The 24,992-nt window shown below is 43.3% G+C and carries 16 protein-coding genes; 14 read left to right on the top strand and 2 right to left on the bottom strand.

Features of this window, described 5'->3' with window-relative positions:
* Position 1: 1 nt before the first annotated feature.
* The 3 genes from BMW53_RS06980 (at position 2) to BMW53_RS06990 (ending at position 4,035) form a co-directional block, all read left to right on the top strand.
* Positions 2-667: an NAD-dependent epimerase/dehydratase family protein gene (locus BMW53_RS06980; protein ID WP_038556989.1), complete on the top strand. Its 666-nt coding sequence runs from the start codon at positions 2-4 to the stop codon at positions 665-667.
* Positions 668-810: 143 nt separating this feature from the next.
* Positions 811-2,106: a transglutaminase-like domain-containing protein gene (locus BMW53_RS06985; protein ID WP_051567682.1), complete on the top strand. Its 1,296-nt coding sequence runs from the start codon at positions 811-813 to the stop codon at positions 2,104-2,106.
* 3 nt (positions 2,107-2,109) lie between these two features.
* On the top strand, positions 2,110-4,035 hold the full coding sequence (locus tag BMW53_RS06990) for a peptide-N-glycosidase F-related protein (protein WP_051567683.1): 1,926 nt from the start codon (positions 2,110-2,112) through the stop codon (positions 4,033-4,035).
* 79 nt (positions 4,036-4,114) lie between these two features.
* Here the strand turns inward: BMW53_RS06990 and BMW53_RS06995 are convergent, their stop codons facing one another.
* Positions 4,115-6,841, bottom strand: a complete 2,727-nt coding sequence (locus tag BMW53_RS06995; RefSeq protein WP_038556991.1) for a family 78 glycoside hydrolase catalytic domain — start codon at positions 6,839-6,841, stop codon at positions 4,115-4,117.
* A 133-nt stretch (positions 6,842-6,974) separates the two neighbouring features.
* On the opposite strand from BMW53_RS06995, the gene BMW53_RS07000 reads away from it, so the two are divergent.
* The 8 genes from BMW53_RS07000 to BMW53_RS07035 all read left to right on the top strand — a co-directional run bounded on the left by BMW53_RS07000 (position 6,975) and on the right by BMW53_RS07035 (position 20,849).
* Positions 6,975-8,273 (top strand): cysteate synthase, encoded by a 1,299-nt coding sequence (locus tag BMW53_RS07000; protein ID WP_174416368.1) that lies wholly within the window; start codon positions 6,975-6,977, stop codon positions 8,271-8,273.
* 539 nt (positions 8,274-8,812) lie between these two features.
* The gene (locus tag BMW53_RS07005) at positions 8,813-10,369 is read left to right on the top strand and encodes an acyl-CoA carboxylase subunit beta (RefSeq protein ID WP_038556994.1); all 1,557 of its coding nucleotides are present in this window, start codon (positions 8,813-8,815) and stop codon (positions 10,367-10,369) included.
* A gap of 11 nt (positions 10,370-10,380) precedes the next feature.
* Positions 10,381-10,566, top strand: coding sequence for a hypothetical protein (locus BMW53_RS07010; RefSeq protein WP_038556996.1), 186 nt, complete (start codon positions 10,381-10,383; stop codon positions 10,564-10,566).
* Between the two features lie 41 nt (positions 10,567-10,607).
* Positions 10,608-12,515 (top strand): pyruvate carboxylase subunit B, encoded by a 1,908-nt coding sequence (locus BMW53_RS07015; RefSeq protein WP_038556998.1) that lies wholly within the window; start codon positions 10,608-10,610, stop codon positions 12,513-12,515.
* A 228-nt stretch (positions 12,516-12,743) separates the two neighbouring features.
* Positions 12,744-15,941 (top strand): beta-galactosidase, LacZ type, encoded by a 3,198-nt coding sequence (gene lacZ / locus BMW53_RS07020; RefSeq protein ID WP_051567684.1) that lies wholly within the window; start codon positions 12,744-12,746, stop codon positions 15,939-15,941.
* 100 nt (positions 15,942-16,041) lie between these two features.
* Positions 16,042-16,731, top strand: a complete 690-nt coding sequence (locus BMW53_RS07025) for a lycopene cyclase domain-containing protein (protein ID WP_038557000.1) — start codon at positions 16,042-16,044, stop codon at positions 16,729-16,731.
* Between the two features lie 11 nt (positions 16,732-16,742).
* Positions 16,743-17,981: a 3-deoxy-D-manno-octulosonic acid transferase gene (locus BMW53_RS07030; protein ID WP_038557003.1), complete on the top strand. Its 1,239-nt coding sequence runs from the start codon at positions 16,743-16,745 to the stop codon at positions 17,979-17,981.
* Between the two features lie 315 nt (positions 17,982-18,296).
* Positions 18,297-20,849: an adenosylcobalamin-dependent ribonucleoside-diphosphate reductase gene (locus tag BMW53_RS07035; protein WP_038557007.1), complete on the top strand. Its 2,553-nt coding sequence runs from the start codon at positions 18,297-18,299 to the stop codon at positions 20,847-20,849.
* 728 nt (positions 20,850-21,577) lie between these two features.
* On the opposite strand, the gene gcvH is transcribed toward BMW53_RS07035, so the two are convergent.
* A complete protein-coding gene (gcvH, locus tag BMW53_RS07040) occupies positions 21,578-21,958 on the bottom strand; it encodes a glycine cleavage system protein GcvH (RefSeq protein WP_038557010.1) in 381 nt (126 codons plus the stop codon).
* 232 nt (positions 21,959-22,190) lie between these two features.
* Here gcvH and tsaE point away from each other — a divergent pair, with 232 nt between their 5' ends.
* The 3 genes from tsaE to BMW53_RS07055 all read left to right on the top strand — a co-directional run bounded on the left by tsaE (position 22,191) and on the right by BMW53_RS07055 (position 24,797).
* Positions 22,191-22,613 (top strand): tRNA (adenosine(37)-N6)-threonylcarbamoyltransferase complex ATPase subunit type 1 TsaE, encoded by a 423-nt coding sequence (tsaE, locus tag BMW53_RS07045; protein WP_038557014.1) that lies wholly within the window; start codon positions 22,191-22,193, stop codon positions 22,611-22,613.
* A 107-nt stretch (positions 22,614-22,720) separates the two neighbouring features.
* On the top strand, positions 22,721-23,932 hold the full coding sequence (locus BMW53_RS07050) for an alanine dehydrogenase (RefSeq protein ID WP_038557018.1): 1,212 nt from the start codon (positions 22,721-22,723) through the stop codon (positions 23,930-23,932).
* A 16-nt stretch (positions 23,933-23,948) separates the two neighbouring features.
* Positions 23,949-24,797 carry a LytR/AlgR family response regulator transcription factor gene (locus BMW53_RS07055; protein WP_038557022.1) on the top strand — a complete coding sequence of 283 codons (849 nt, stop codon included), beginning with the start codon at positions 23,949-23,951 and terminating at the stop codon, positions 24,795-24,797.
* The last annotated feature ends 195 nt before the right edge of the window (positions 24,798-24,992 follow it).

Raw genomic sequence — 24,992 nt, forward strand, 5'->3', positions numbered from 1 at the left:
TATGAACGTTATTATTACAGGTGCCACCGGAATGGTGGGAAAAGGCGTTTTACTCGAATGTCTCGATCATGAGTCGGTTGAAAAAGTATTGGTAATTGGAAGAAATCCGGTTCATATTTCACATCCGAAACTGGAAGAACTTATTCACAACGATTTCTCCGATTTTTCAACTGTTAAAGAGCAACTCGCCGGTTACGACGCTTGTTTCCAGTGCATGGGCATCAGTTCGGTTGGTATGAAAGAAAACGATTTTAAAAGGGTCACCTACGATTATACGCTTGCGCTTGCCCGCGAATTACTTCCGCTAAATCCGAAGATGACCATTACTTATGTTTCGGGCGAAGGAACGGATTCTTCGGAAAAAGGCAGAGTGATGTGGGCACGGGTAAAAGGAAAAACCGAAAACGACCTGATCAAACTCGGTTTTAAACAGGCTTTTATGTTCCGCCCGGGATTGATCATTCCTTTGCGCGGAATAAAGTCACGAACCAAAGCCTACCAGTTTGTTTACGACTATTTTATGTGGCTGGTACGCTTGTTTAAAGCCGTAGCGCCTAACGCTGTAGTAAACACCACGCAACTTGGCAAAGCAATGATCAATGCGGCGTTGTACGGCTACAACTCTGCAATTATAAAACCCAAAGACATTATTCAACTGGCTGAATAATAAAAATCAGCTCATTTTTCATTCATTCTGAGTAAATGTCTTTTGTTATGGCAAATGCAGAAGTCGTTTGTTTCAACAGCAACAGGTAGATAATTTTTTTTACTAGCTTTGCTATATTATTAAAATATTTTAATAACTATAAAATGAACAAACTTTATCTCATTGGTCTACTACTGCTTTTTGCCTGGTCATGTAAAACCAATTACCCCGACATTCCAAAACAGTATCATTCGCTTTTAGACTCAGCGCTGATAAAAGCCGGCGCCAATGCTCCGGAACTGGAAAAAGCGCTGGCAGAATCGGCTAAAAACCAAAAAGAAGGGATGGCATTTTTGATCAGTTATATGCCGGAACGTGACCTTACAACACTAAACGCCGACTTTCTGCTCGAAAATGTTGATTACGCCTACAAGGCTCGCGAGAAATTCAGCTGGTGCGCCCACCTCCCGGATTCTGTGTTTTTTAACGAGGTACTTCCGTACGCCAACATCTCTGAAGATCGTGATGCGTGGCGGAAAGACTTTTACGAGCGTTTTGCTGCCTACACCGACAACTCGGACAATGTGATTGAGGCGATCATGTCGATTGCCCGCAATATAAAAGACGAAGTGAATGTGGAATACAATACCAAACGCTCGAAGGTAGATATCAGCCCTTTGCAAGCCATGAAAGAACACATGGCCACATGCACAGGATTGTCGATTTTGCTTACCGATGCCTACCGCGCTGTTGGAATCCCTTCGCGCCTTGCCGGCACTGCCATGTGGACCAACTACAAAGGCAATCACACCTGGAGCGAAGTTTGGATAGATGGCGAATGGCAGTTTATTGAATATTACCCTGACACCTTAAACCAGTCGTGGTTTGTTGCCGACGCCGGAAAAGCCGATCCTGATAATATGTTGCACTGGATTTACGCAGCATCATACAAACCAACCGGACTGCCTTACTATGCCGCAGTTGATGCTCCGTACATTATGCAGGTGGTTGATACCAATAAACTCCCCGAACAAATGCGGCCTCGTTTTGAAGAAATGAAAAATGAAGCAACAAACGCAGAGCCTTACATTTGGGGCCATAACGTAACGCAGCGCTACATCGACATTTACCAGGAATCTATAAAAAACAGTAAATTGAATGAGGATGAAATGATGGCCAACATCGTTGTTTTTGCTGATGAGAATACAGCTGTCAGTGAATCACGTTTGAGTTGTCGGGTTGATGTTTTTGAAGGCGATAAAAACATTAACTTCGGTTATTCGCCGCGAAAAACCGACGATATGAATCAGTTTCTTCAGTTAAAGCTGAAAAAGGAATCCAACTACCGGTTTGTTGTTTCGAATCCGGAAAAACAGATCAAACAAGAATTTACGTTGGCTACAGAAAACAAGCCCACACAAGATATTCAACTTATTTTAACGAACCAGTTAAACAATTAATTCATGAAAAAACTAATTGTATTTCTAACGCTACTCATAGCAGCTCAGCAATTGCCGGCACAAACCACAAACGTGGTTACACACAATAAAGTCCTCATCAATACCGATCCGGCACAAGGCGTTAAAAGCTTTGTAAAGTGGGGCGATTTTCCTTCAGCCGACAAAGAGATCAGAAGAATTGTTATGAACCTGACACTTGCCTATCCGGAAGATCGTGCCATTGCCCACTGGGATTATATGGACCGCGTAAAGATTTTGCGAAAAGGCGGAGTTAACGGCGAAATGATTAATTACGAGATTGGCCGCATGCTGACTCCGTACGGAAGTAATTTTAAAGAAGGCTGGAGTTACACCTGGAGCATTGATGTTACCGATTTTCAGGCTTTTTTGCGCGACAGTGTCGAGATTGAATACATTCACTCGGGGTACGAATCGCCCGATTTGGGCTGGGATCTCACACTTGATTTCGATATTACTTTTGGCCCGCAGGTAGCCGATTTTATTTCGGTTGAAAAAATGTGGGATGGCAATTTTCGTTACGGCGATCCGGCTGATCCCATTGAAGAACAGCTTTCGCCAAAATCGGTTACGACTGCGGAGCATGCCAGCTTTGCACGATTTCGCATTCAACATACCGGGCACGGAATGGATGAACCCAGCGGTTGTAGCGAATTTTGCAGCCGTTGGCGCGAGTTAAAATTCGACGGAGAAGTTGTTGATCATCGCGACATGTGGAAAGACTGCGGCAATAATCCGCTGTATCCGCAGGGCGGAACCTGGATTTTCGACCGTGCCTACTGGTGCCCCGGCGATTTGCAAGTGCCCGATGTAGTTGATATTCCAGTAAAAAAAGGAAGTCACGAAATCGACCTCGACATGGAACCGTTTACAGCAACCAACAAAGATCAGCCACACGAGCAGATCACGTCGTACCTGTTCCAATATGCCGCACCAAACAACGAAAACGATGTAATTATTGAAGAAATTATTGCACCCAACCTGAAAGACAACTACAACCGTTTTAATCCTCGCGGTTTCAGTCCGCTCATCAAAATACGGAACCTGGGCAGCCGCGATTTAAAAAAGCTGAAAATCATCTATTCAACCAAAGGGTTTGAAGAGAAAACATTTCAATGGAAAGGCAACCTCGGTTTTTACGAAGCTGCCATTATTTCGCTTCCGGGAGAAATTGACATGAACGAAGGCATAAATACTTTTTCGGTGATTTTGGAAGAACCCAACGGAAAAGAAGACGAATGGGATGGGGATAACAATATGAACGTTGAATTTGAAAGTATTCCAACCATCCCGTCGAAATTTGTGGTAGAATTTATGACCAACAACAAACCCGAAGACAACTGGGTACATATTGTTAACAGCAGCTACGACACACTGTACACCCAAACACCCGAAACGCTCGATTCGGCAACAACTTACATCGACACACTTGAACTGGAAGAAGGCAATTATTTTCTGAATTTGGTGGATACTGCCGGCGAAGGACTGGAATTCTGGTTTTTGGCCGATGCCGGCTACGGGCGTTTACGCCTGAAAGACACTGAAGGCAACCTCATTCATTTATTTGAGAGCGATTGCGGAAACGGGCAGTTCTATGCCTTCAGAACCGATGACGATTTTAAAGTGGACACTAGCATCGCGCACCTTTCGGTAAATATTTACCCGCGCATGGTAAAAGATTATGCCACCATTTATACCACTACCAATAAACCATCGACGCTAAAAGTACGCATTACAAAAGATGGCGAATACATTGAAACACACGAGTACACCAACATTAAAGATGCGCAAACGGGGCTCGACCTGCGGCATTTGGAGGAAGGGCGTTATGTGATGGAAATATATGTTGATGGCGAACACAAAATGAACCGGCGCTTCAACAAAGTTCCACAAAGCGGATTCAGGAATTAAAAATACATTCTAAGAAAAAGAAAGAGTGATTGATACTACTGCTCAATCACTCTTTCTGCAACGCTTAAACACTTTGCACTTAATTGCTAAACTGATAGTTGCCGGCCCCTACCTTAATAATCAATTCGTCTTCTTTTTGTGAAACAAGCTGCACCTCAGCAACCTTTTCCATGGCTTTTCCGTCAGCCAAAAAATGGCCACCTGGCAAAATCACTGTTGCGGTACAGCCCACCGGCACAGTAACACCAACAGATAGTTTCCCTTCAGTCTGCTGCCATTTTATTCCGGCTTTACCGTATGGCGTTTTATTAAAATACTCAGCAAACTCCAGCTCCTTAATCGGCTGCGGATGAAAAATGATATGCCGGTATCCCGGATTTTTCTCATCGGCCTGCATTCCTGCCAACTTACGATATAGCCAAACCAGTCCGCCACCAAACATCGGGTGATTATGCGAACCATCGGTGTTCCAGTTCTCCCAGCTGGTGGTAGCCCCCAACGTTAACCAGCGGCCATAGCCCGGCTCCTCTTTTTTGTTCATCGCTTCGTAAGCCAACTCGTGCAAGCCGTTTTCACTAAGCACTTCAAAGAAAAACTGCGTACCAAATATTCCGGTATCCAAATGCCCTTTGTTCTTTTTAATATTTGCTTTCAGCGCATTTATCACGCGTTGATATTCATTTTCGGGCACGCCCATTTTCAATGCAAAAATATTGGCTCCGGCGTTTCCGTACGTTCCTTTTTCCGCATCGAAAAAACATTTATGAAAAGCGCTTTGGGTTGTTTCGGCCAATTCGCGATTCCTTTTAGCCTCCTTCCTTTTTCCCAGGATTTCAGCCGTTTTTGCAGTAATGTCAGCGCAGCGCCAGAAATAGAAAGTATGTACCAGGCTATCAGGCGGAAGATCGCCGGGAGTAACCCATTCGCCCAAATTAAACCATTGTAAAACGTTGCCGTCGAGCCCCACACGTTGCGAGTTCATTATCCCCTCGTTGTTCACCCAGGTTTGCATGTAACGAACGTATTCTTTCATCGGCTCGTAAGCCTCCTCCAGCATATCAACCGCACCGTAATGCACGTAAAATTCCCAGGGGATAATATTTATTGCTGCGCCCCAGGCTACTCCGCCGCCACATCCAGGCTGCCACGGCGCTCCGTTGGGCACATAACCGGTTTTCACATTCTGCGCCCCAATCATGTCGTGAATCCACTTGTAGTAGAAGTTTTGTGCATCGAAATTATGCATTACCGTAACACAAGCCACCTGCCCGTCGCCGGTGTAGGGCGAACGTTCGCGGTGCGGGCAATCGCTGGCAATGCCTCCGTGCATGTTATCGGTTTGGCTACGTTTCCAAATCTTGTTCACCTGGTTAAAAAGCGGATTTGATGTTTCGAAATGAGCCGATTCCTCGATGTAGGTGTTGATTGCTTCGGCGCAAATATTCTCGGGCGCCAGCACACCCGGCCAGTTTTCTATTTCCACTTCACGAAAAACAAACCAGTTAAAGCGGGCCGCATAATTCTCTTTGCCTTCGCCTTTAAAAATGTAGGAATTATCGCCCGAATAATTATTCGATAAATAATTGATTTTAACTTTATGGCCCTCGGGGCCTTCCACATTTTTCAGCCGTACCCAGCCCGAGATTTCTTCGCCAAAATCGACTTTATAGTTGCCGTTGTACATTTTCTCAATCCGCACGGGCTGAAGCGTTTCATACACTTTGTCGGGGTGTGCAGTGTGTGCCACCAGCTTTCCTTCGGGCGCTTTTCTTAAAATGGCATTTTCCCAGGCCGAGTCGTCGAAACCTGCAGAACACCAGCCATCTTGTTCCAAACGTGCATCGTAATGCTCGCCGTAATACACCATGTCCATTAAAATCGGGCTCTTAGAAACTTTCCAGCTTTCATCGCTTACGATTAGCTCCTCGGTACCGTCGGTGTAGGCTACATGAACCTGCACCAACAAACGAGGTGTTCCATAACCCAATGCCCAATGTTTGGAAGGATTATAAAATCCGTTACCGAGTATCGCCCCAAAAGTGTTTGCACCGGAAACCAGTTGATCCGAAATATCATAAGCCAGGTACATCACTTTGTATTCTTTGAAATTATCGTCAAGTGGAATGTATTGTTGCGTGAGAGCCGGTCGCTTCCCATAGTTGGTTTGATTGGGAACCAGCACATCATCGCCAACTTTTTCACCGTTCAGATAAAGCTCGAAGTACCCCAGTCCGGTGACATAAGCTACAGCTTTTTCAACCTGCTTTGTGGCATTAAATTCTTTACGGAACAGCGGCGCCGGCGGCGGTAATTCGCCTGGTAAAGTTGCTGCCGGCGAAGCTGGTTTTGGCAAGGTTTCCTCACCCTGCCAGGGTACACCTATCCAATTTGCCGTCCAGTCATTCTCGTTGAGCAAACCCATATGCCAGTATGCCGGCTCGCTCCATTCCGAAACTTCGTTGTTTTTATCCCACACGCGCACCTGCCACCAGCAATCCTGGCGCGAAACCAGCTTTTCACCATCGTATTTAACGCGTATAGATGCATCATCTTTCACTTTGCCACTATCCCACAAATCGGCATTCTCAAGCTTTTCTTTTAAACTGGCTACCCGAATCTGATAGGCGGTTTGCTCCTGCCCCCGCTCGCCCGCATCGGCTACATTTATCCAGGCCAAACGAGGCTGCAGCACGTCGACTACAGAAGGATTTTTAAGGTATTCGCAAGTAAGTTGTGTTGGTTTGATTTTAGCATTAGATAGAAAGCCAATTGCTAAAAAGCATAGACACAGCAATAGTTTTTTCATAGTTTTAGGTTTTGTTGAAATCGCTTAAAGTTATCAATTTGTTTATAATCCTAATTTTAAGATTTAAAAAATTTCGCTTGTTTTATGTCTGCATTTTCTACATTTGTCCTTCGCAAAATAAAACAGACGTGTAATGAGCAAAGATTTTTCGCCCACAAAATACATCCTGAAATCGTTTAAAACAGGTAAGGAATTTAATGATGAAGGCTGGATGCTTGACGCTCCGGGAGAGGCCGAGCCAACATTAATTCGTGCTATTTACGATAAAAAACAAATTGACGTAAAAGACGATTCGTGGGGCTTGTACAAATTTGCCGACTGGTTACCCATTGGACGAATGCTGGAAGGATCGTCGGCACCGGTGACCTACAAAAGCGAAGGTTTAGCAAAAGAATTGGGGCTCAAAAATCTTTGGATTACCTTTAGTGGCTACTGGCCCGAAAAAGGCACCAACATGAAAACAGCTTCGTTTAAAGAAACCGAAGCTTACTCGGTTTGCGGGCGTATGACCGAAGATATGAAACACACCTTGGTTGTTGCTTCAGCCGGAAATACTTCGCGTGCTTTTGCCAGAGTTTGCTCTGAAAATAATATTCCGTTATTAATCTGTGTCCCTGAAGATAATATAGATGCACTTTGGTTCGACTCACCGATTAACGACTGCGTAAAACTGATTTGCAGCAAATCGGGCAGCGATTATTTTGATGCCATCCACCTGTCGAATATCGTAGCCGGTATGGAAGGTTTTGTTGCTGAAGGTGGTGCCAAAAATGTTGCCCGCCGCGATGGAATGGCAACTACAATGCTTTCGGCGACTACAACCATTGGCGAAATCCCTGATTACTATTTCCAGGCAATCGGTAGCGGAACCGGAGCCATTGCAGCCTGGGAAGCTAACCTGCGTTTGATAGAAGACGGACGATTTGGCAACAAAAAAATGAAACTGATGGTTTCGCAGAATGCTCCGTTTACACCCATTCACGATGCATGGAAAGCCGATTCGCGTGCCATGCTGTCGTTAGATGATAACCTGGCCCGCGAGCAGGTAGAAGCGATTGTGGCAAAAGTATTATCGAACCGCAAGCCACCGTACCCAATTGCCGGAGGATTGTACGACGCCATGAAAGATGCCGGCGGCGATGTATTGCTGGCCTCAAACGAACAAGCCGCACTGGCTGGCGAATTGTTCCTGAAAACCGAAGGAAACGATATTCACCCGGCATCGGCCATTGCAACTGCTACATTAATTGAAGCAGCCAAAAACGGAACAGTAAAAAAAGATGACCTGATTATGCTGAATATTACAGGTGGCGGCGAAGAAAAATTCAAAGCAGAAAATGAGCTGTTCTACTTAAAACCTGAAATCGTTTTTGATATTAATCCGAACGAAGAAGAGGTAAAAGAAAAAGTGGCAAAGCTGTTTTCGAAATAAATCCAAAAACATAAATAAGCTATAAAAAACAAACCCGTATATGATCAGTATACGGGTTTTCTATTCTTATATGGATATTTATCAGTAATTTCACATAAACGTCCATTCCTGTATCGTATCGATAAAAAAAGGTATAACGACGCAGTAAAAACAGGAGTAAACTTCTGGCTATAAACCCATTGCTTCCCTCCCAAAAAGCAACAATACAGAGTACAAGATATTTAAGTCTTTCTTTTCAGAAACACAACCCCCTGACCAACAACTAATTACGAGACTATATTAATTCCTACTTGTTTTATTTAAGGATTTTTTTCTCTATTAAAACATTTAATAAATATTTAATAAATATTTCTACATACTCATTTTCTGCATTTTACAACATTTTTCCGATTAGAATATTCGGTTTAAAGATTTGAATAAAGAAATTTTTCGCTATTAAACACCGTTTCTAACGAAAATCATGCAATTAATATCTGAAAGGATTTAATTTTGCCCCTGAAAAAAATATTTGAGAAGCAATTTATAGATAAAACAGTGTGATGAAAGTGTCAGAAAAGATTGAGTTGTTAAAGAAAAAACGCGAAGAAGTCCGCAAAATGGGTGGAGAAAATCGCGTTGCGAAACAACACGAGAAAGGAAAACTTAGCGCTCGTGAGCGATTGGATCTACTTTTTGATGAAAACAGCTTCAGAGAGGTAGATATGTTTGTTGAACACCGTTCAGTAAACTTCGGACTTGATAAAGTTGAAGTACCTTCTGATGGTGTTATTGTTGGACATGGACTGGTAAACGGAAGACCGGTATTTGCCTATTCGCAGGATTTTACTTCGCGTGGAGGATCGTTAGGCGAAATGCACGCGGCAAAAATCTGTAAGATTATGGACCTTGCCGTTAAAGCAGGAGCGCCGGTTGTTGGATTAAACGACTCGGGCGGTGCTCGTGTTGAAGAAGGCGTTGACGCATTAAAAGGCTATGGCGAAATTTTTATGCGTAACTCGCGTGCTTCGGGTGTGGTGCCGCAAATTTCGGCAATTATGGGGCCTTGTGCCGGTGGTGCTGTTTATTCACCAGCAATGACCGACTTCGTTTTTATGGTAAAAAAACAAAGCCACATGTTTATTACCAGCCCTTATGTAATTAAAACCGTTACCGGAGAAGAAACCTCTTTCGAAGAGCTTGGTGGTGCAATGGTTCACAATACAAAAAGTGGCAATGCACATTTTGCATGCGAAAGCGACGAAGACACTATTGAAGCGATTAAGGAATTATTGGAGTTCTTACCCAATAACAACCTAGAGGAAGCTCCTAAAATTCCGATGGGCGACGATCCGGCACGTTTATGCGAAGAGCTGGACACTATTATTCCCGACGATTCGAAAGTACCTTATAACATGGTTGACATTATTGAATCGGTTCTCGATAATGGCGAGTTTATGCAGGTACACGAACATTATGCCGAGAATGCCATTGTTGGTTTCGGCCACCTGAATAACCGCTCGGTAGGTATTATTGCCAACCAGCCAATGATTCAGGCCGGATGCCTCGACATTGATGCTTCGGATAAAATCAGCCGCTTTGTTCGTACCTGCGATGCGTTTAATATTCCAATGATAACCTTTGTTGACGTTCCCGGATATCTGCCTGGTGTTCAGCAGGAATGGGATGGAATTATCCGCCACGGTGCAAAACTACTTTGGGCTTATGCCGAAGCAACTGTTCCGAAATTTACCGTTGTAACACGTAAAGACTATGGCGGTGCGTACCTTGCTATGTGTTCGAAACCATTGGGTGCCGACATGGTATTTGCCTGGCCATCGGCCGAAATTGCAGTGATGGGTGCCAAAGGTGCGGTTGAAGTAATTTCTACCTACCGCAAACAAATTGCTGAAGCAGAAGACAGAAAGGCAATGACCGAAGCTAAAATTCAGGAATACGAAAATGCCTTTAATGTGCCTTACCTGGCCGCAAAACGAGGCTATATCGACGATGTAATTTTACCAAACGAAACAAGGCTTCGTTTAATTGATGCCATGGAAATTATGTCGACAAAAACAGAAGTTCTTCCACCGAAAAAACACGGAAACATACCATTATAAAACAATTGATTATGACAGCCAGAGAAAAAAAGAGAAAAGCTGCTATGATTGCAGTTGCCTATTACCTGGAACAGGAAGCAGCTAAAAACAACATTGAAGAAAACGAGCACAAAGCATGGGCAGCGGCCGGAAAAGAGCTGATTATGGATAACCGCCAAATGGTTCAACGCCATGGCCGCCTCAGAAAACGTGCATAATTTTTTTTGATTACTACTTACAACAGAAAAGAAAAACAGAGATGAATTACGATAAACATGGTGTGTTGGAAATGTCGCCGCTTGAGTTTGGGCCCGACAGAACAAAAGCATCCAATCCGATTAAAATTAACGACGTAAGTTTGCGCGACGGACACCAGTCGCTTTTTGCAACACGCGGTCGTACCGAAGACATGTTGCCGGTTGCAGAAATGATCGACAACGCCGGTTATAACGCTGTTGAAACCTGGGGTGGTGCAACGTTCGATACCATGCACCGTTTCCTTGCAGAAGATCCGTGGGAACGTTTACGCACGCTAAAAAAACATATGCCTAAAACGCCATTTTCAATGCTGCTTCGCGGCCAGAATGTGGTAGGTTACAGAAACTATGCCGACGATGTGGTTAAAGCATTCGTTCAGCGTGCCATCGATAACGGAATGGATATTTTCCGCTGTTTTGATGCACTGAACGACTACCGCAACTTTGAAACGGCTGCACAGGTTATTAAAGACAACGGAAAGCATTTTCAGGGCGTAGTGTGTTACACCTTGAACCAACCGCGTTTGGGTGGCGATGTGTACAACATGGAATACTACCTGAACAAGGTAAAAGAACTGGAGAAATTTGGCGTTGATTCGATTTGTATTAAAGACATGGCCGGATTAATTGCGCCTTACGATATTTACAACCTGGTACGCGAAATCAAAAAAATTACCGATACGCCAATCAATCTGCATACCCACTTTACTTCGGGAATGGGCGACTTGTCAATCTTCAAAGCAATTGAAGCCGGTGTTGACATTGTAGATACCTGTATCGGTCCATACGCATACCGCACTTCTCATGCTGCAGTTGAGCCAATTATCATGTCGCTGCTGGGTACTAACCGCGACTCGGGAATGGACATCAACCAGATTACAGCTATTGCCGAAGAAATGGAAAAATACATTCCGAAGTACAAGCACCTGGATAACAGTCCGAAATATTCTACTACCGATATCAATGTATTGCTTCACCAAACTCCGGGTGGAATGTTGTCGAACCTGGTGAACCAGTTAAAGGCAATGGATGCACTGGATAAACTTCCTGAAGTTTTCCGCCTGCTACCTAAAGTTCGTAAAGATCTTGGGAACATTCCTTTGGTAACACCAACTTCGCAAATTGTTGGTGTACAAACAGTAAACAATGTATTGTTCGACTCGTACGAAGGCGAATACGCGCAAATTACCAAAGAAGTAAAAGACCTTTGCTTCGGGCTATATGGCAAAACTACTGAGCCAATTAACCCTGAAGTTCAGAAAAAAGCGTTAAAAGATTATCCGCGTGGCGAAGAGCCAATTACAGTTCGCCCCGGTTCAATCCTTCAGCCGGAAATGGAAGAAGTTAAAACACAATTCTCCGATCTTGCAAAAGATATTGATGATGAAGTATTGTGTGCGCTTTACCCGGTTACCGGAAAACGCTTCCTGAAGTGGAAGTACGGACAAGAAGAAGTGCCTGCCGAGTTCAAGGCAAAAACAATGGAGCAGGTAGAAAAAGAACAAGAATTGATTCGTAAAGCCCTTTCAGGAGAGCTCACCTCGAAAGGCAAAGGCGGTGCCACACGCGAATTAGAAGTAAAAGTTGATGGAGAGGTATTTACTGTTGAAATCAACGATCCGAATGCCGCCGCTGCTGCACCTCGTTTGCGCCGTGTGAAAAATAATGGAGCTAAAGAAGTAGCCGCAGAAGGAAGCATCCCTGCTCCTATTCCGGGAATGATTTTGGAATACAAAAAGAAACCCGGCGATAAAGTAACTGTTGGAGAAACCGTAGTTATACTTGAGGCGATGAAAATGATGAACAATCTCGACTCAACAGTAAACGGCGTTGTTAAAGAAGTTAAGTTCGAACAGGGCGATTCGGTTGCCAAAGGCGATATACTGATGGTAATCGAACCGGTTGAATAAAATAGAATTTCTAAAAAAAAGAAAAGGCTGTCCGAAAAAATCGGACAGCTTTTTTTTTATCCCCACCCCACAACAATCAAAATTATATTTTCGTTTTAATCCTTCCCGACTCTGATTTTGACCGTTTTGTTATACATTTTTGCATGTTTTGTTACAATAGAAAGTAGGTACAAAAGCTATATTTGCTGTCACATTAAGTAGAAAGTAGTAAACACTAATTCCACTATCATGATAAAAAAATCGTATTTAACACTAACATTATTTTCAATCGCACTAATCGCATTGGTTTCGTGTAACAATTACACCGACTACTCCAATGTACCGCACGACGAACCCAGTCCGAAACCCTGGGAAGATCCGGGAATTTACCAGATAAACAAATCCGAGCCACATGCTCACTTTATTCCTTTTGCCTCGGCCGAACAAGCCCGCACCGAAGACAAATGGCAATCGCCAATGCTAAAATCGCTAAACGGAACATGGCAGTTTCACCTGGCCCAAAATCCGTCGGAACGCCCGTTTTGGTTTTTCAAAAACGATTTCGACACCCGCAAGTGGGACGAAATTCAGGTGCCCGCCAACTGGGAAGTGGTAGGTTTTGATTACCCGATTTACACCAACGTAAAATACCCGCACGAAAAAACACCTCCGTTAATTCAGGAGCACTACAACCCGGTGGGATCGTACAAACGTACTTTCGAAGTTCCTGCCGAATGGGACGGCAGCGAAATCATTGCACATTTTGGCGCAGTTTCGTCCAATATGAACCTTTGGGTAAACGAACAATACGTGGGTTACAGCGAAGACAGCAAAACACCTGCCGAGTTCAACATCACCAAATATTTGGTGCCCGGAGAGAATACCATGGCTGTTGAGGTTTTCCGCTGGAGCGATGCTTCGTATCTGGAAGATCAGGATTTCTGGCGCTTAAGCGGCATCACCCGCGACGCTTACCTTATTGCACGTGGACCACAGGCTTTAAAAGATTTCCGCGTTGGTTCATCGCTTGACGATACCTATACCAACGGTTTGTTTTCGCTTGATGTTGAACTGGCCAATAACGACAACCTAACTGTTGAAGCTGTTCTTTCGGATAACGGAAACATTGTGAAGGAATTCTCGGAAACTACCGATGGAACAGCAGTGAATTTTGCAGCTGAAATTCCAAATGTAAAACAATGGTCGGCTGAAATTCCAAATCTTTACGAACTGGTAATTACCTTAAAAAACGGAGAAGAGGTTGTTGAAGTAATCCGCCAGGATGTTGGTTTCCGTCGCATTGAAATCATCGATGCAACCCTTCGCGTGAACGGAAAATACGTTTACATTAAAGGTGCCAACCTGCATGAGCACAACGACAAAACCGGCCACGTTCAGGATAAAGAAACCATGTTGCTGGACATTAAAACCATGAAGGAAAACAACCTGAATGCTGTTCGTACATCGCACTATCCTCAACCGGAGTTGTGGTACGAACTGTGTAATAAATACGGTTTGTACATTGTTGACGAAGCCAACATCGAATCGCATGGAATGGGTTACGGCGACGAATCGCTGGCTAAAAACGAAGACTGGAAAGCAGCGCATTTGTATCGTACAAAAAATATGTTTGAGCGCGACAAAAACCAACCTTGCGTGGTTATCTGGAGTTTGGGTAACGAAGCCGGAAACGGTGTAAACTTCATGGCCACTTACGATTACCTTAAATCGGTTGACAGCACACGCCCGGTACAATACGAGCAGGCTCACGGCGGAGCAAACACCGACATCAACTGCCCGATGTATATGCGCATGGACGGTATGGAACGCTTTGCCAAAGAAAAGGCCGACAAACCTATGATCCAATGTGAATATGCGCACGCCATGGGTAACAGCGTTGGAAACCTGCAAGACTATTGGGATTTGATTGAAAAATACGACGTGCTGCAAGGTGGATTTATCTGGGACTGGGTTGACCAGGGCTTGTGGACCACCAACGAAGACGGCGAAGGATTTTGGGCGTACGGTGGCGACTTTGGCCCCGACACGGTTCCTTCTGATGGCAACTTCTGCAACAACGGCCTGGTTGATCCCGACCGTGCTGTAAAACCACATCTGTTGGAGGTGAAAAAAGTTTATCAGCACATTGGTTTCGATGCGGTTGATTTGAAAAAAGGAGTGATCTCGATCGAGAACAAATATGCATTTATAAATCTGTCGGCTTTCGACTTTGTTTGGGAAGTTACTGCCGATGGAAAAATAGTTGACAGCGGCGATCTGGGAAGCATCGACCTGGCTCCGGGTGAAAGCAAAAAAGTAACTATTGATTTTGACGTAAAACCGGAGGCCGGTGTTGAATATTTCCTGAATGTTCATGCAAAACTGAAAGAAGACTGGAGCCTGGTTGAAGCGGGTTGGATTTTGGCTGAAGAGCAATTTGAAATTCCGTTCGTTGTTCCTGTGACACTGGAGTACAAAATGCCGGAAATGCCCGATGTAAGCCTGGAAGAAACAGATGAAACTGCAACCGTTTCGGGCGAAGGATTCGCGGTAACTTTCGATAAAAAAGCAGGTATTATTTCCAGTCTCAAAAAAGGCGAATCGGAGATGTTGATTAGCGGCCCGATTCCAAATTTCTGGCGTGCACCAATCGACAACGATTTTGGAAACAACCTGTACAACCGAAGCCGCGTTTGGCGAAAAGCCGGCGAAAACCGCGAAGTTGCCAACGTTTCGGTAAAAAAATTAAATATAAATACTGTTGAAGTAGTTTTCGATTTTGATTTGGTAAACGAGGCCAAAGAAAAAATTGCTTCGTACAAATCGATTTACACCGTTTACGGCACAGGAGACATTGTGGTTGAAAACAACTTTAAAATGACAAAAGACGAATTGCCTGAAATCGTACGCATGGGAATGAACCTGGTAATGCCACGCAAATTCGACCAGATGAGCTGGTTCGGACGCGGCCCGCAGGAATCGTACTGGGACAGAAAAACCGGTGCTTTCGTTGGCTTGTACAGTGGCAGTGTTGCCGATCAGTACTGGGCCTATCTTCGTCCGCAGGAAAACGGAAACAAAACCGATGTTCGCTGGGCAACCATTACCGACGAAGCCGGAAACGGACTGTTATTCGCAGGTATGCCATTGCTTGAAGTTAGCGCACACCACAACATTATGGAAGACTTCGAAAGTGTTGAGCGTACCGATGGCCGCCAGGTAGAAGGCGTTGAAGTAATCAACCGCCACATTAACGATGTTAAACCGCGTGACCTGACTTCGATTAACATCGATTACAAACAAATGGGTGTTGGTGGCGACGACAGCTGGGGTGCCTGGACACACGACCAGTACCGCCTTACCGGCAAAGAATACAGTTATGCATTTAAAATTAGCTTCATTTCGCCCGAAGAAGATCCGGCAAAAAAAGCAAAGGCTAAATTCTAGAAAAGTATAGTTTTACCAGAATAAAAGGCGCAGCGACAAAATGATCGTTGCGTCTTTATTTTTACGACAAATCCAATACCTTTGCTCAAAATTCAGAAAAATGGAAATTCAAAACCTGTCGTACCTGTTGCTACTGCTGATCTACCTGGTAATTCCGGTGGCACTCTGCTTTCAAAAAAAGGTGCGGTTTGTTTTCAGGCTAAGGTATATTTTGCCTGCCATAATTTTTGCCGGGGCTATTTTTATTATGTGGGATCTCCGGTTTACCCAAATGAGAATCTGGACCTTTAACCCGGATTACCTTACCGGAATTGAACTGCTCCGGCTACCCATCGAGGAATGGCTGGCATTTTTAATCATTCCGCTGTCATCCATTTACATTTACGAGTGGCTGAAAATTCGTTTCGAGGATTTTGAAAAGCCCAATGTTTTTGTGATTATCAGCCTTGTGCTTTTGCTTGCAACAGGAGTTTTAGCCTATGTTTTCCGCACCCGCATTTTTAGCTTCTTTACCTTCTTCCTGTCGGCAATATACCTGGGGTACACCGTTTTTCGCAACCGTTTCAGAAAATATTACACCAAATTTTACCTGGCGCTGGCCATCTCATTAATACCCTTTTTAATTGTCTCGGCACTGTTAAATTCGTTGCCGGCAATTGTTTACGATTCGGCCCACACCATGGGATTAGCCGTATTCGGCGTTCCCGTTGAAAAGATTGGTTACCTGTTTTTACTACTACTCATTAACGTAACCATCTACGAATATTTGAGCAACCGAAAGCAACAATAATTCAGAAAACGATGAGCTTACTTTACAACCTTGGAATTTTGTTTTACGGATTCTTTATCCGTGTTGCAGCTTTATTTAATGAGAAAGCAAAACTGTTTGTTGACGGACGTAAAAACTGGAAAAAGAAGCTCGGTTCGGCTGTTGATAAAAACGCCTCGTACATTTGGTTTCATTGTGCATCGCTGGGCGAGTTTGAGCAGGGCCGGCCGGTACTGGAGGAAATAAAAAAACAGTATCCGCAATGCAAAATCGCACTCACTTTCTATTCGCCTTCGGGTTACGAAATCCGAAAGAATTATGAAGTTGCCGATATCGTGGCCTATTTACCCATCGACACCAAAAAGAATGCGCAGGAGTTTATTCGCCTGATTCACCCCGAAAAAGTATTCTTTGTGAAATACGAATTCTGGTACAACTACATTACCGAACTCAAACGCCAACAAATTCCGCTTTATATTATCTCAGCTATTTTCCGCGAGAACCAGCAGTTTTTCAAATCAACGCCCTGGGGCAAATGGTATAGAAAAATGCTTCACAGCTTCGAGCATATTTTTATACAGAACGAAACTTCAGCCCAACTGCTTGAGCAGATTGGCATCAAAGACTATACGATTTCAGGCGACACACGCTTCGATCGGGTGGCCGAAATTGCCCGTGGTGCAAAAAAGTTTGAAATTGTGGAAAAGTTTAGAGGTAATAATGTAACCCTGATTGCCGGAAGCACCTGGAAGCCTGATGAGGAGCTGCTTGCAGCGTTTATTAACAACAGCAGCGATGTAAAAGTCATAATCGCGCCACACGAGGTTGCACCCGCAAATATTAACAGAATTCAGGAATTGTTTAAAAAACCGGCCATTTGTTTCAGCAAAGCCGATATTTCCGATATCGACAACTACAATGTGTTAATAATTGACTCCATCGGAATTTTATCATCACTGTACCAATACGGAAACATAGCATATATAGGCGGTGGCTTTGGTGTTGGCATTCACAATATTTTGGAAGCAGCCACTTTTAAACTGCCCGTTTTGTTCGGACCAAACTATTTAAAATTTAAAGAAGCGGTTGACCTGGTAAACGAAAAAGGAGCCTTCCCCATACAAAATTCTACCGGTCTGAAAGCTACACTTAACAAGCTCATCAACGATAAAACAAGCCTGCAAAATGCCTCCGGAATTTGCAAAAAATATATAGAAAAAAACGTGGGCTCAACAACACTTATCATCAATAAAGTTTTTAACAAAAAATAAAAAACTGCACGCTTTTTGTTAGCAAATAATTATTCGAAAAATTGAATTTTTACAAGTAATATTCCGTTAACAAAAATCTTCATCAGCTAATATAAATTTTCAGTTTTGGTAAACTTTTCTCAACTATCAAACACATAACTATCTATACCTCTGCTATATAACAATTTAAAGTTGATAACTTTTAATTAATTAGCTCCCGAAAAAATTCCAAATATTTGTTTTCTATTCTATCTTGCATTACACAATTTGTTGTGATTGACATCTAAGAAAATCGAATATACATTCTTATAACTTTTAATACACTTACAGAAAAAAATGGCAGTAAACGAAGTATCTGTAAAGGCCCCGGCGGGCAAAAAAATTTACGCTCAGGAAGAAGCAGTAAATGCCTCGCTCGAGTACTTCAAAGGAGACGATTTGGCAGCAAGAGTTTGGGTGAACAAGTACGCCCTTAAAGATTCGTACGGAAATATCTTTGAGCGAACACCGGACGACATGCACAAACGCCTTGCAAAAGAAATCGCACGCATTGAAGAACGTTACCCAAATCCATTAACCGAAGAGGAAATCTACAGCGTCCTTAAAGATTTCAAGTACATAGTTCCGCAGGGAGGACCAATGACCGGTATTGGAAACGACTATCAAATCGCGTCACTATCCAACTGTTTTGTAGTTGGCAACGATGGCGACTCCGATTCGTATGGCGGAATTATGAAAATTGACCAGGAACAGGTGCAATTAATGAAACGCCGCGGAGGCGTGGGACACGACCTGTCGCACATCCGCCCAAAAGGCTCTCCGGTAAAAAACTCGGCATTAACATCAACCGGTATTGTGCCGTTTATGGAACGCTACTCCAACTCAACACGCGAAGTTGCGCAAGACGGACGCCGCGGTGCATTGATGCTTTCGGTATCGATTAAACACCCCGACTCGGAAAGTTTTATCGACGCAAAAATGGAGCAAGGCAAAGTAACCGGAGCCAACGTATCGGTAAAAATACAAGATGATTTTATGCAGGCTGTTGAATCGGGAACGCCTTACACGCAGCAATACCCGATTAACGGAAAAGCCCTGTACACCAAAAATACCGACGCCGGTAAAATCTGGAAAAAGATTGTAAAAAATGCATGGAAATCAGCCGAGCCGGGCATTCTGTTCTGGGATACCATTATTAAAGAATCGGTACCCGATTGTTATGCCGACCTGGGTTACCGCACGGTTTCTACCAACCCTTGCGGAGAAATTCCGTTGTGCCCTTACGATAGCTGCCGCCTGTTAGCCATTAACTTATACTCGTACGTAGAAAACCCGTTTACCAAAGACGCAAAGTTCAATTTCGAATTGTTTAAAGAGCACATCCACTACGCGCAACGCATTATGGACGACATTATCGATCTTGAGCTGGAAAAAATTGATGCCATTTTAGAGAAAGTTAAGGAAGATCCGGAAGCTGAAGAAATTAAATTCACCGAAAGAAACCTTTGGGAAAGCATTCGCCGGAAAGCAAAAGAAGGCCGTCGTACCGGAATTGGTATTACTGCCGAAGGCGACATGCTGGCTGCATTAGGATTACGCTACGGAAGCGACAATGCAACTGATTTCTCGGAAGAAATTCATAAAACAATTGCCGTTGAAGCATACCGCTCGTCGGTACACCTGGCAAAAGACCGTGGTGCATTTACCATTTACGATGCCGAGCGCGAAAAAAACAATCCGCTTATCAACCGTATTAAAGATGCCGATAATGGCCTTTACGAAAAAATGGTAAAATACGGCCGTAGAAATATTGCGCTGTTAACCATTGCTCCAACCGGAACAACCAGCCTGATGACACAAACAACATCAGGTATCGAACCGGTTTTCCTGCCGGTTTACAAACGCCGCCGCAAAGTAAATCCGAACGACAAAGATGTTCGTGTTGATTTTATTGACGAAGTTGGCGACTCGTGGGAAGAGTACACCGTTTTCCATCACCATTTTAAAACATGGATGAAAACAAATGGTTACGATACCTCTGTTGAATATTCGCAGGAAGATCTGGACAAAATGGTAAAAGACTCGCCTTATTTCAAAGCTACATCAAACGATGTTGACTGGCTGAATAAAGTGCGTATGCAAGGCAGAATACAGAAATGGGTTGACCACTCGATTTCGGTAACCATTAACCTGCCTGCCGATGTTAAAGAAGAGTTGGTTGGCGACTTGTATTTCGAAGCCTGGAAAAGCGGTTGTAAAGGTGTTACCGTTTATCGCGACGGATCGCGCTCGGGCGTGCTGATTTCGAACGACGACAACAAGAAAAAAACCGAAGACGGTGCATTCCCGCTGAAACGCCCTGAAAAACTGGAAGCCGACGTTGTACGTTTCCAAAACAACAAGGAAAAATGGATTGCATTTATCGGTTTAATGGATGGCAAACCTTACGAGATTTTCACTGGTTTGCACGACGATGAAGACGGAATTCTGCTGCCTCGCTCGATAACAAAAGGTAATATCATTAAAAGCTGGGAAGGCGAAGAGTCGCGTTACGATTTCCAATACGCCAACAAACGTGGCTACAAAACCACTATTGAAGGATTGTCGCACAAGTTCAACCCGGTATACTGGAACTACGCCAAGTTAATTTCGGGAACATTGCGCCACGGTATGCCAATTCATAAAATTGTTGAGCTGGTAACCAGTCTGCAACTGGATAATGATACCATTAACTCGTGGAAAGCGGGTGTGGCACGCGCACTGAAGAAATACATTCCGGACGGAACGATTGCCGATGATGCCAAGTGTGGCGAATGCGGATCGGACGATGTAGTTTATCAGGAAGGCTGTTTAACCTGCCTCTCATGCGGATGCTCGAAATGCGGATAATTATTAATTCGACTATACTAAAAGAGCCGGGATCAATTTTGATTCCGGCTTTTTTAATGAAAGTCTCCATCTTTTTATGTGTATTGCCTTCTGAGTTTCGTCCGGGAAAACCATCTGGCTTCGATCTGCTTTCTTAACCGGACGATTTCGCTTTGGTCATTTCGCCCCGGCGCTACGTACCAGGCTACCTGCCTGTCATCAGACAGGTTCACATTCAACGCTTTCAGCGCCATAAATAGTTTTTGATGTGTCGTAAATGCGCTTAGCGGGTTGAAACCGCTTAGCGCTTGTAAATTTGCAGAATCGTAACGCAAAAGCGATCAATTTTGATTCCGGCTTTTTTGTGCAAAACAACAAACCAATAGCGCACAAACATTTGTTAATAGCCCACTTTTTGCTTGCTGATAACGCAAACATTTGTTTATGCCCTTAATTTGTTATCGGGAATGGCATAAACAAATGTTCAAGCCCCCAATTTTTATTTTTTGATGTCGCAAACAAATGTTTAACACATGAATTACGAGTAAAACAAGCCTTGAACAAATGTTTAAGGACCGAAAAAATGTTTTTTCAAGGCTTAAACATTTGTTTGAGGGAGCAAAAAGTATTTTTTAGTGACTTAAACATTTGTTAATACCTGAAAATGACAGGAGGAGCTTATCAAACAATGGCACAAAAAAATGCCCCATCGAAAAACGATGAGGCATTTATTTTATGCTGTAAATCTTTTAAGCTTCAATCATTGCTTTGTAAGCGTCAGCGTCCATCAGGTCGTCCAACTCTGCAGCATCGGCAATATTCACTTTAATCATCCATCCTTTTCCGTAAGGATCTTTGTTTACCAATTCAGGATCGTCAGCCAGGTCTTCGTTAAACTCGGCAACTTCACCTCCAACTGGCATAAACAGGTCAGAAACGGTTTTCACTGCCTCAACTGTACCAAAAGTTTCACCTTTATCAAGTGTTTCACCTTCAGTTTCAATTTCAACAAACACAACATCACCCAGTTCTCCCTGGGCAAAATCGGTAACACCTACAACAGCTACATCTCCCTCAACGCGTACCCATTCGTGGTCTTGCGTATATTTCAAATCAGCTGGAATATTCATATTTTTAGTTTTAAATTATTTAAATCAAATCGATTGAAAACCACCTTCTAAATCTATCGTTTTACAAATTCGCCGGGTGCATTTTCATTAAAGATATTTGCCAAAATTAAAACATTTTAATGAAAAACAACCCCCTTACACCCATGCATTTCTCTGATTTTTATCGCATTTTATCTCACGGGGTACAAAATATGTGGTGCTTTTTGTATAATTGCAAAAATTGTAGAAAGAAATGTATTCAAAAAAGATCAATTCGCCCAACGATCTCGAAATTGCTGCAAAGGAGCTAATTACAGCATTTAGCAACGACCGCGTTTTTGCATTTTACGGCAAAATGGGTGCAGGAAAAACAACTTTTATCCAGTCGGTTTGCCGTGCATTAGGATCAGACGATAATGTTACAAGCCCCACTTTTGCGCTGATAAACGAATACAATACTGCCGATCTTGATTCAATTTTTCATTTCGATTTTTACCGGATAAAAGACATCGAGGAAGCTTACGACCTGGGCTACGAAGACTACATTTACAGCGGAAGTTACTGTTTGATTGAGTGGCCGGAAATGATCGAATCGCTGCTGCCCGAAAAAATGGTGGAGGTAAAAATCGAAGTCCTGGAAGATAATACCCGCCTGATTACCGCACAGGAAATATAGCCAGCCAATATCGCTTTCTACTTCCCGCTTAATTTTCTTTGAAAACTCCCCTTTTGCTTGTAAATTGCTGCTGTTGATTTCGTCAGGTAAATTCATTAAGTTCAACTATGGAAAAAGCAAAAGAAAAGGTATCGATACCAAAAACCATGCTTCTGCCCAAAGAGGAGATGTTGGAGGTAAAAAAGAAGGGCCAGAAAATAAAAATTGGCGTTCCTTCTGATCTGTCGAAAGTTGAATACCGGGTACCTTTATCGCCGCAAGCCGTTGATTTACTGGTTTCGTACGGGCACGAAATACTGATCGAACGCAATGCCGGCAAAGCGGCCAGTTACAGCAACGAAGATTACCAAAAAGCCGGCGCTACCATTGTTGAAACCAAAGAAGAAACTTTTCAGTGCGATATCATTTTACGCATTGCGCCATTTGATTGCGACGAAATAGATGCTTTGCGTGGCAACCAATTTATTATTTCAAACATGCAGATTCAGGCTCATTGCACTGAATCGATTCAGAAAATGATGCAAAAAAAGGTAACCACCATTGCCTTTGAATACCTCGAAAACGAAGATGGTTTTCTTCCTTTTGTGCATCAAATGAGCCAGATTGCAGGCGTTACTTCCATTACCATTGCCAGCGAATACCTGAGTAATTCGCGCAACGGAAAAGGTGTTCTGTTTGGCGAAGTTACCGGTGTTACACCTGCCGAACTGGTAATAATTGGCACCAGTACAGCGGCTGAATATGCAGCACGCGCAGCACTCGGACTGGGGATTTTCGTGAAGGTTTTTGATACTTCGGTTTACGAACTCAGCAAACTGGAAGAGAAATTGGGCCGGCGCATTTTTACGTCGGTATTCTACCCCAAGGTTTTGCGCAAAGCACTTATTTCGGCCGATGCGGTTATTGGAGCCACCTCCTTTAACACGCCGCCCAAATTTAAAGTGTCGGAAGATTTGGTAAAACAGATGAAAGAGGGTTCGGTAATTATCGATCTGAACGTGAGCCAGGGAGGCTGTTTCGAAACCTCAAAATGTACCGATTTCAACAACCCAACTTACACCAAACATGGCGTTGTACACTACTGTGTTCCGAATACTCCGGCTATGGTAGCCCGAACTGCTTCCATTTCGTTGAGTAATATTTTAATTCCAATTTTGCTTGCCATTGGCAACAACGGCGGAGTTGAAAACTACATAAAAGTGTCGAAGGGATTCCGGAAAGGCGTGTACATCTACCACGGCATTCTCACCAACCACGATGTTGGCCGCATGTTCAACATCCCGTCGAAAGATATCGATCTCCTATTGGCAGTTTTTTAAACAAGAAAAATATATTATGCTATACTCGCTAAACAAAAAATATCCGTTTAACGACAATTTAAAGGTAAATACGCGCTCCATATCATCCGTGAGCCTGGGCATTTTTTTGTTTCTTTTGTTCTTTCAGCCCTTCGAAATTCAAAATCCCGATTTCAACAACCGCCTCATCATTCTTGCAACATTTGGCGCAATAACCCTGGTGCTGCTCACTATTTTCAGGGTGGTTATCCCTTCCATTTTCATCACCGCATTTTCCGAAAGCCGCTGGACCATACTAAAAGAAATCATCATCGATTTTCTTTTTGTAATTTGCAACTCGGTAGCCTTTGCATTTTTTGCACGTTATGTTGGGCGCCTCCCCATTACTTTCCCCATTGCAATCAATATCGTCATCATTTCAATAACGGCGTCAGTAGTTGTGGTAATTACCAACCAGTTTTACTTGTTGAAAAAGAAAGTACAAAAGCTGGAGCCTGCCGCGGAAGAAGTGATTAATAATGAGTTGATGGAAACTCCGAAAGAAATTGAGTTTGAATCGGAGAATAAAACAGAATATTTCACGCTTTTTCTCGAACAGCTTATTCTTATAAAGTCGGCCAACAATTACATTGAAGTGATTTACAAACACAACGATGAGATTAAGAAAAAACTGATCCGGAATACAATGAAAACCACCGAGAACCTGTTACAAAAATACCCCGAGATCATTCGTTGTCATCGCTCGTGCATGGTAAATAAAAACTACATCAAAAAAGTGTCGCGGGGCTCCGATGGTTTGGTGCTGAATCTTTTCGATTACCCGCAGGAAATTCACGTTTCCAGGCAATATGTGCTTCGTTTAAAAGAAGCATTAAAAGCATCCTGATACGAATAAACAACCCCTTACAAACGTATAAAAACCTTCCGGATTGCCTATTAATAAGGCAATTTGGGATTACTGCCGCTTATCCCTGATAAATGACAGAAATCCCAAAAACTCGTAAATTATCACTTTTAAAAGCAGAAAATCCCAAAAGCTTTTTTTTCGAATAAAATGGCCGTTTATTTGAAAAACTGAAAA

Source organism: Draconibacterium orientale (assembly GCF_900111425.1).
Lineage (GTDB): Bacteria > Bacteroidota > Bacteroidia > Bacteroidales > Prolixibacteraceae > Draconibacterium > Draconibacterium orientale.

Bases quoted from the DNA above. Each gene is read 5' to 3' on its own strand.
- BMW53_RS06985 (WP_051567682.1), top strand. From the start codon at position 811: ATGAACAAACTTTATCTCATTGGTCTACTACTGCTTTTTGCCTGGTCA.
- BMW53_RS07030 (WP_038557003.1), top strand. From the start codon at position 16,743: ATGAGCTTACTTTACAACCTTGGAATTTTGTTTTACGGATTCTTTATC.
- BMW53_RS06980 (WP_038556989.1), top strand. From the start codon at position 2: ATGAACGTTATTATTACAGGTGCCACCGGAATGGTGGGAAAAGGCGTT.
- BMW53_RS07035 (WP_038557007.1), top strand. From the start codon at position 18,297: ATGGCAGTAAACGAAGTATCTGTAAAGGCCCCGGCGGGCAAAAAAATT.
- BMW53_RS07015 (WP_038556998.1), top strand. From the start codon at position 10,608: ATGAATTACGATAAACATGGTGTGTTGGAAATGTCGCCGCTTGAGTTT.
- BMW53_RS07010 (WP_038556996.1), top strand. From the start codon at position 10,381: ATGACAGCCAGAGAAAAAAAGAGAAAAGCTGCTATGATTGCAGTTGCC.
- gcvH (WP_038557010.1), bottom strand. From the start codon at position 21,958: ATGAATATTCCAGCTGATTTGAAATATACGCAAGACCACGAATGGGTA.
- BMW53_RS07000 (WP_174416368.1), top strand. From the start codon at position 6,975: ATGAGCAAAGATTTTTCGCCCACAAAATACATCCTGAAATCGTTTAAA.
- BMW53_RS07055 (WP_038557022.1), top strand. From the start codon at position 23,949: ATGCTATACTCGCTAAACAAAAAATATCCGTTTAACGACAATTTAAAG.
- BMW53_RS06995 (WP_038556991.1), bottom strand. From the start codon at position 6,841: ATGAAAAAACTATTGCTGTGTCTATGCTTTTTAGCAATTGGCTTTCTA.
- tsaE (WP_038557014.1), top strand. From the start codon at position 22,191: ATGTATTCAAAAAAGATCAATTCGCCCAACGATCTCGAAATTGCTGCA.
- BMW53_RS06990 (WP_051567683.1), top strand. From the start codon at position 2,110: ATGAAAAAACTAATTGTATTTCTAACGCTACTCATAGCAGCTCAGCAA.
- BMW53_RS07025 (WP_038557000.1), top strand. From the start codon at position 16,042: ATGGAAATTCAAAACCTGTCGTACCTGTTGCTACTGCTGATCTACCTG.
- BMW53_RS07050 (WP_038557018.1), top strand. From the start codon at position 22,721: ATGGAAAAAGCAAAAGAAAAGGTATCGATACCAAAAACCATGCTTCTG.
- BMW53_RS07005 (WP_038556994.1), top strand. From the start codon at position 8,813: ATGAAAGTGTCAGAAAAGATTGAGTTGTTAAAGAAAAAACGCGAAGAA.
- lacZ (WP_051567684.1), top strand. From the start codon at position 12,744: ATGATAAAAAAATCGTATTTAACACTAACATTATTTTCAATCGCACTA.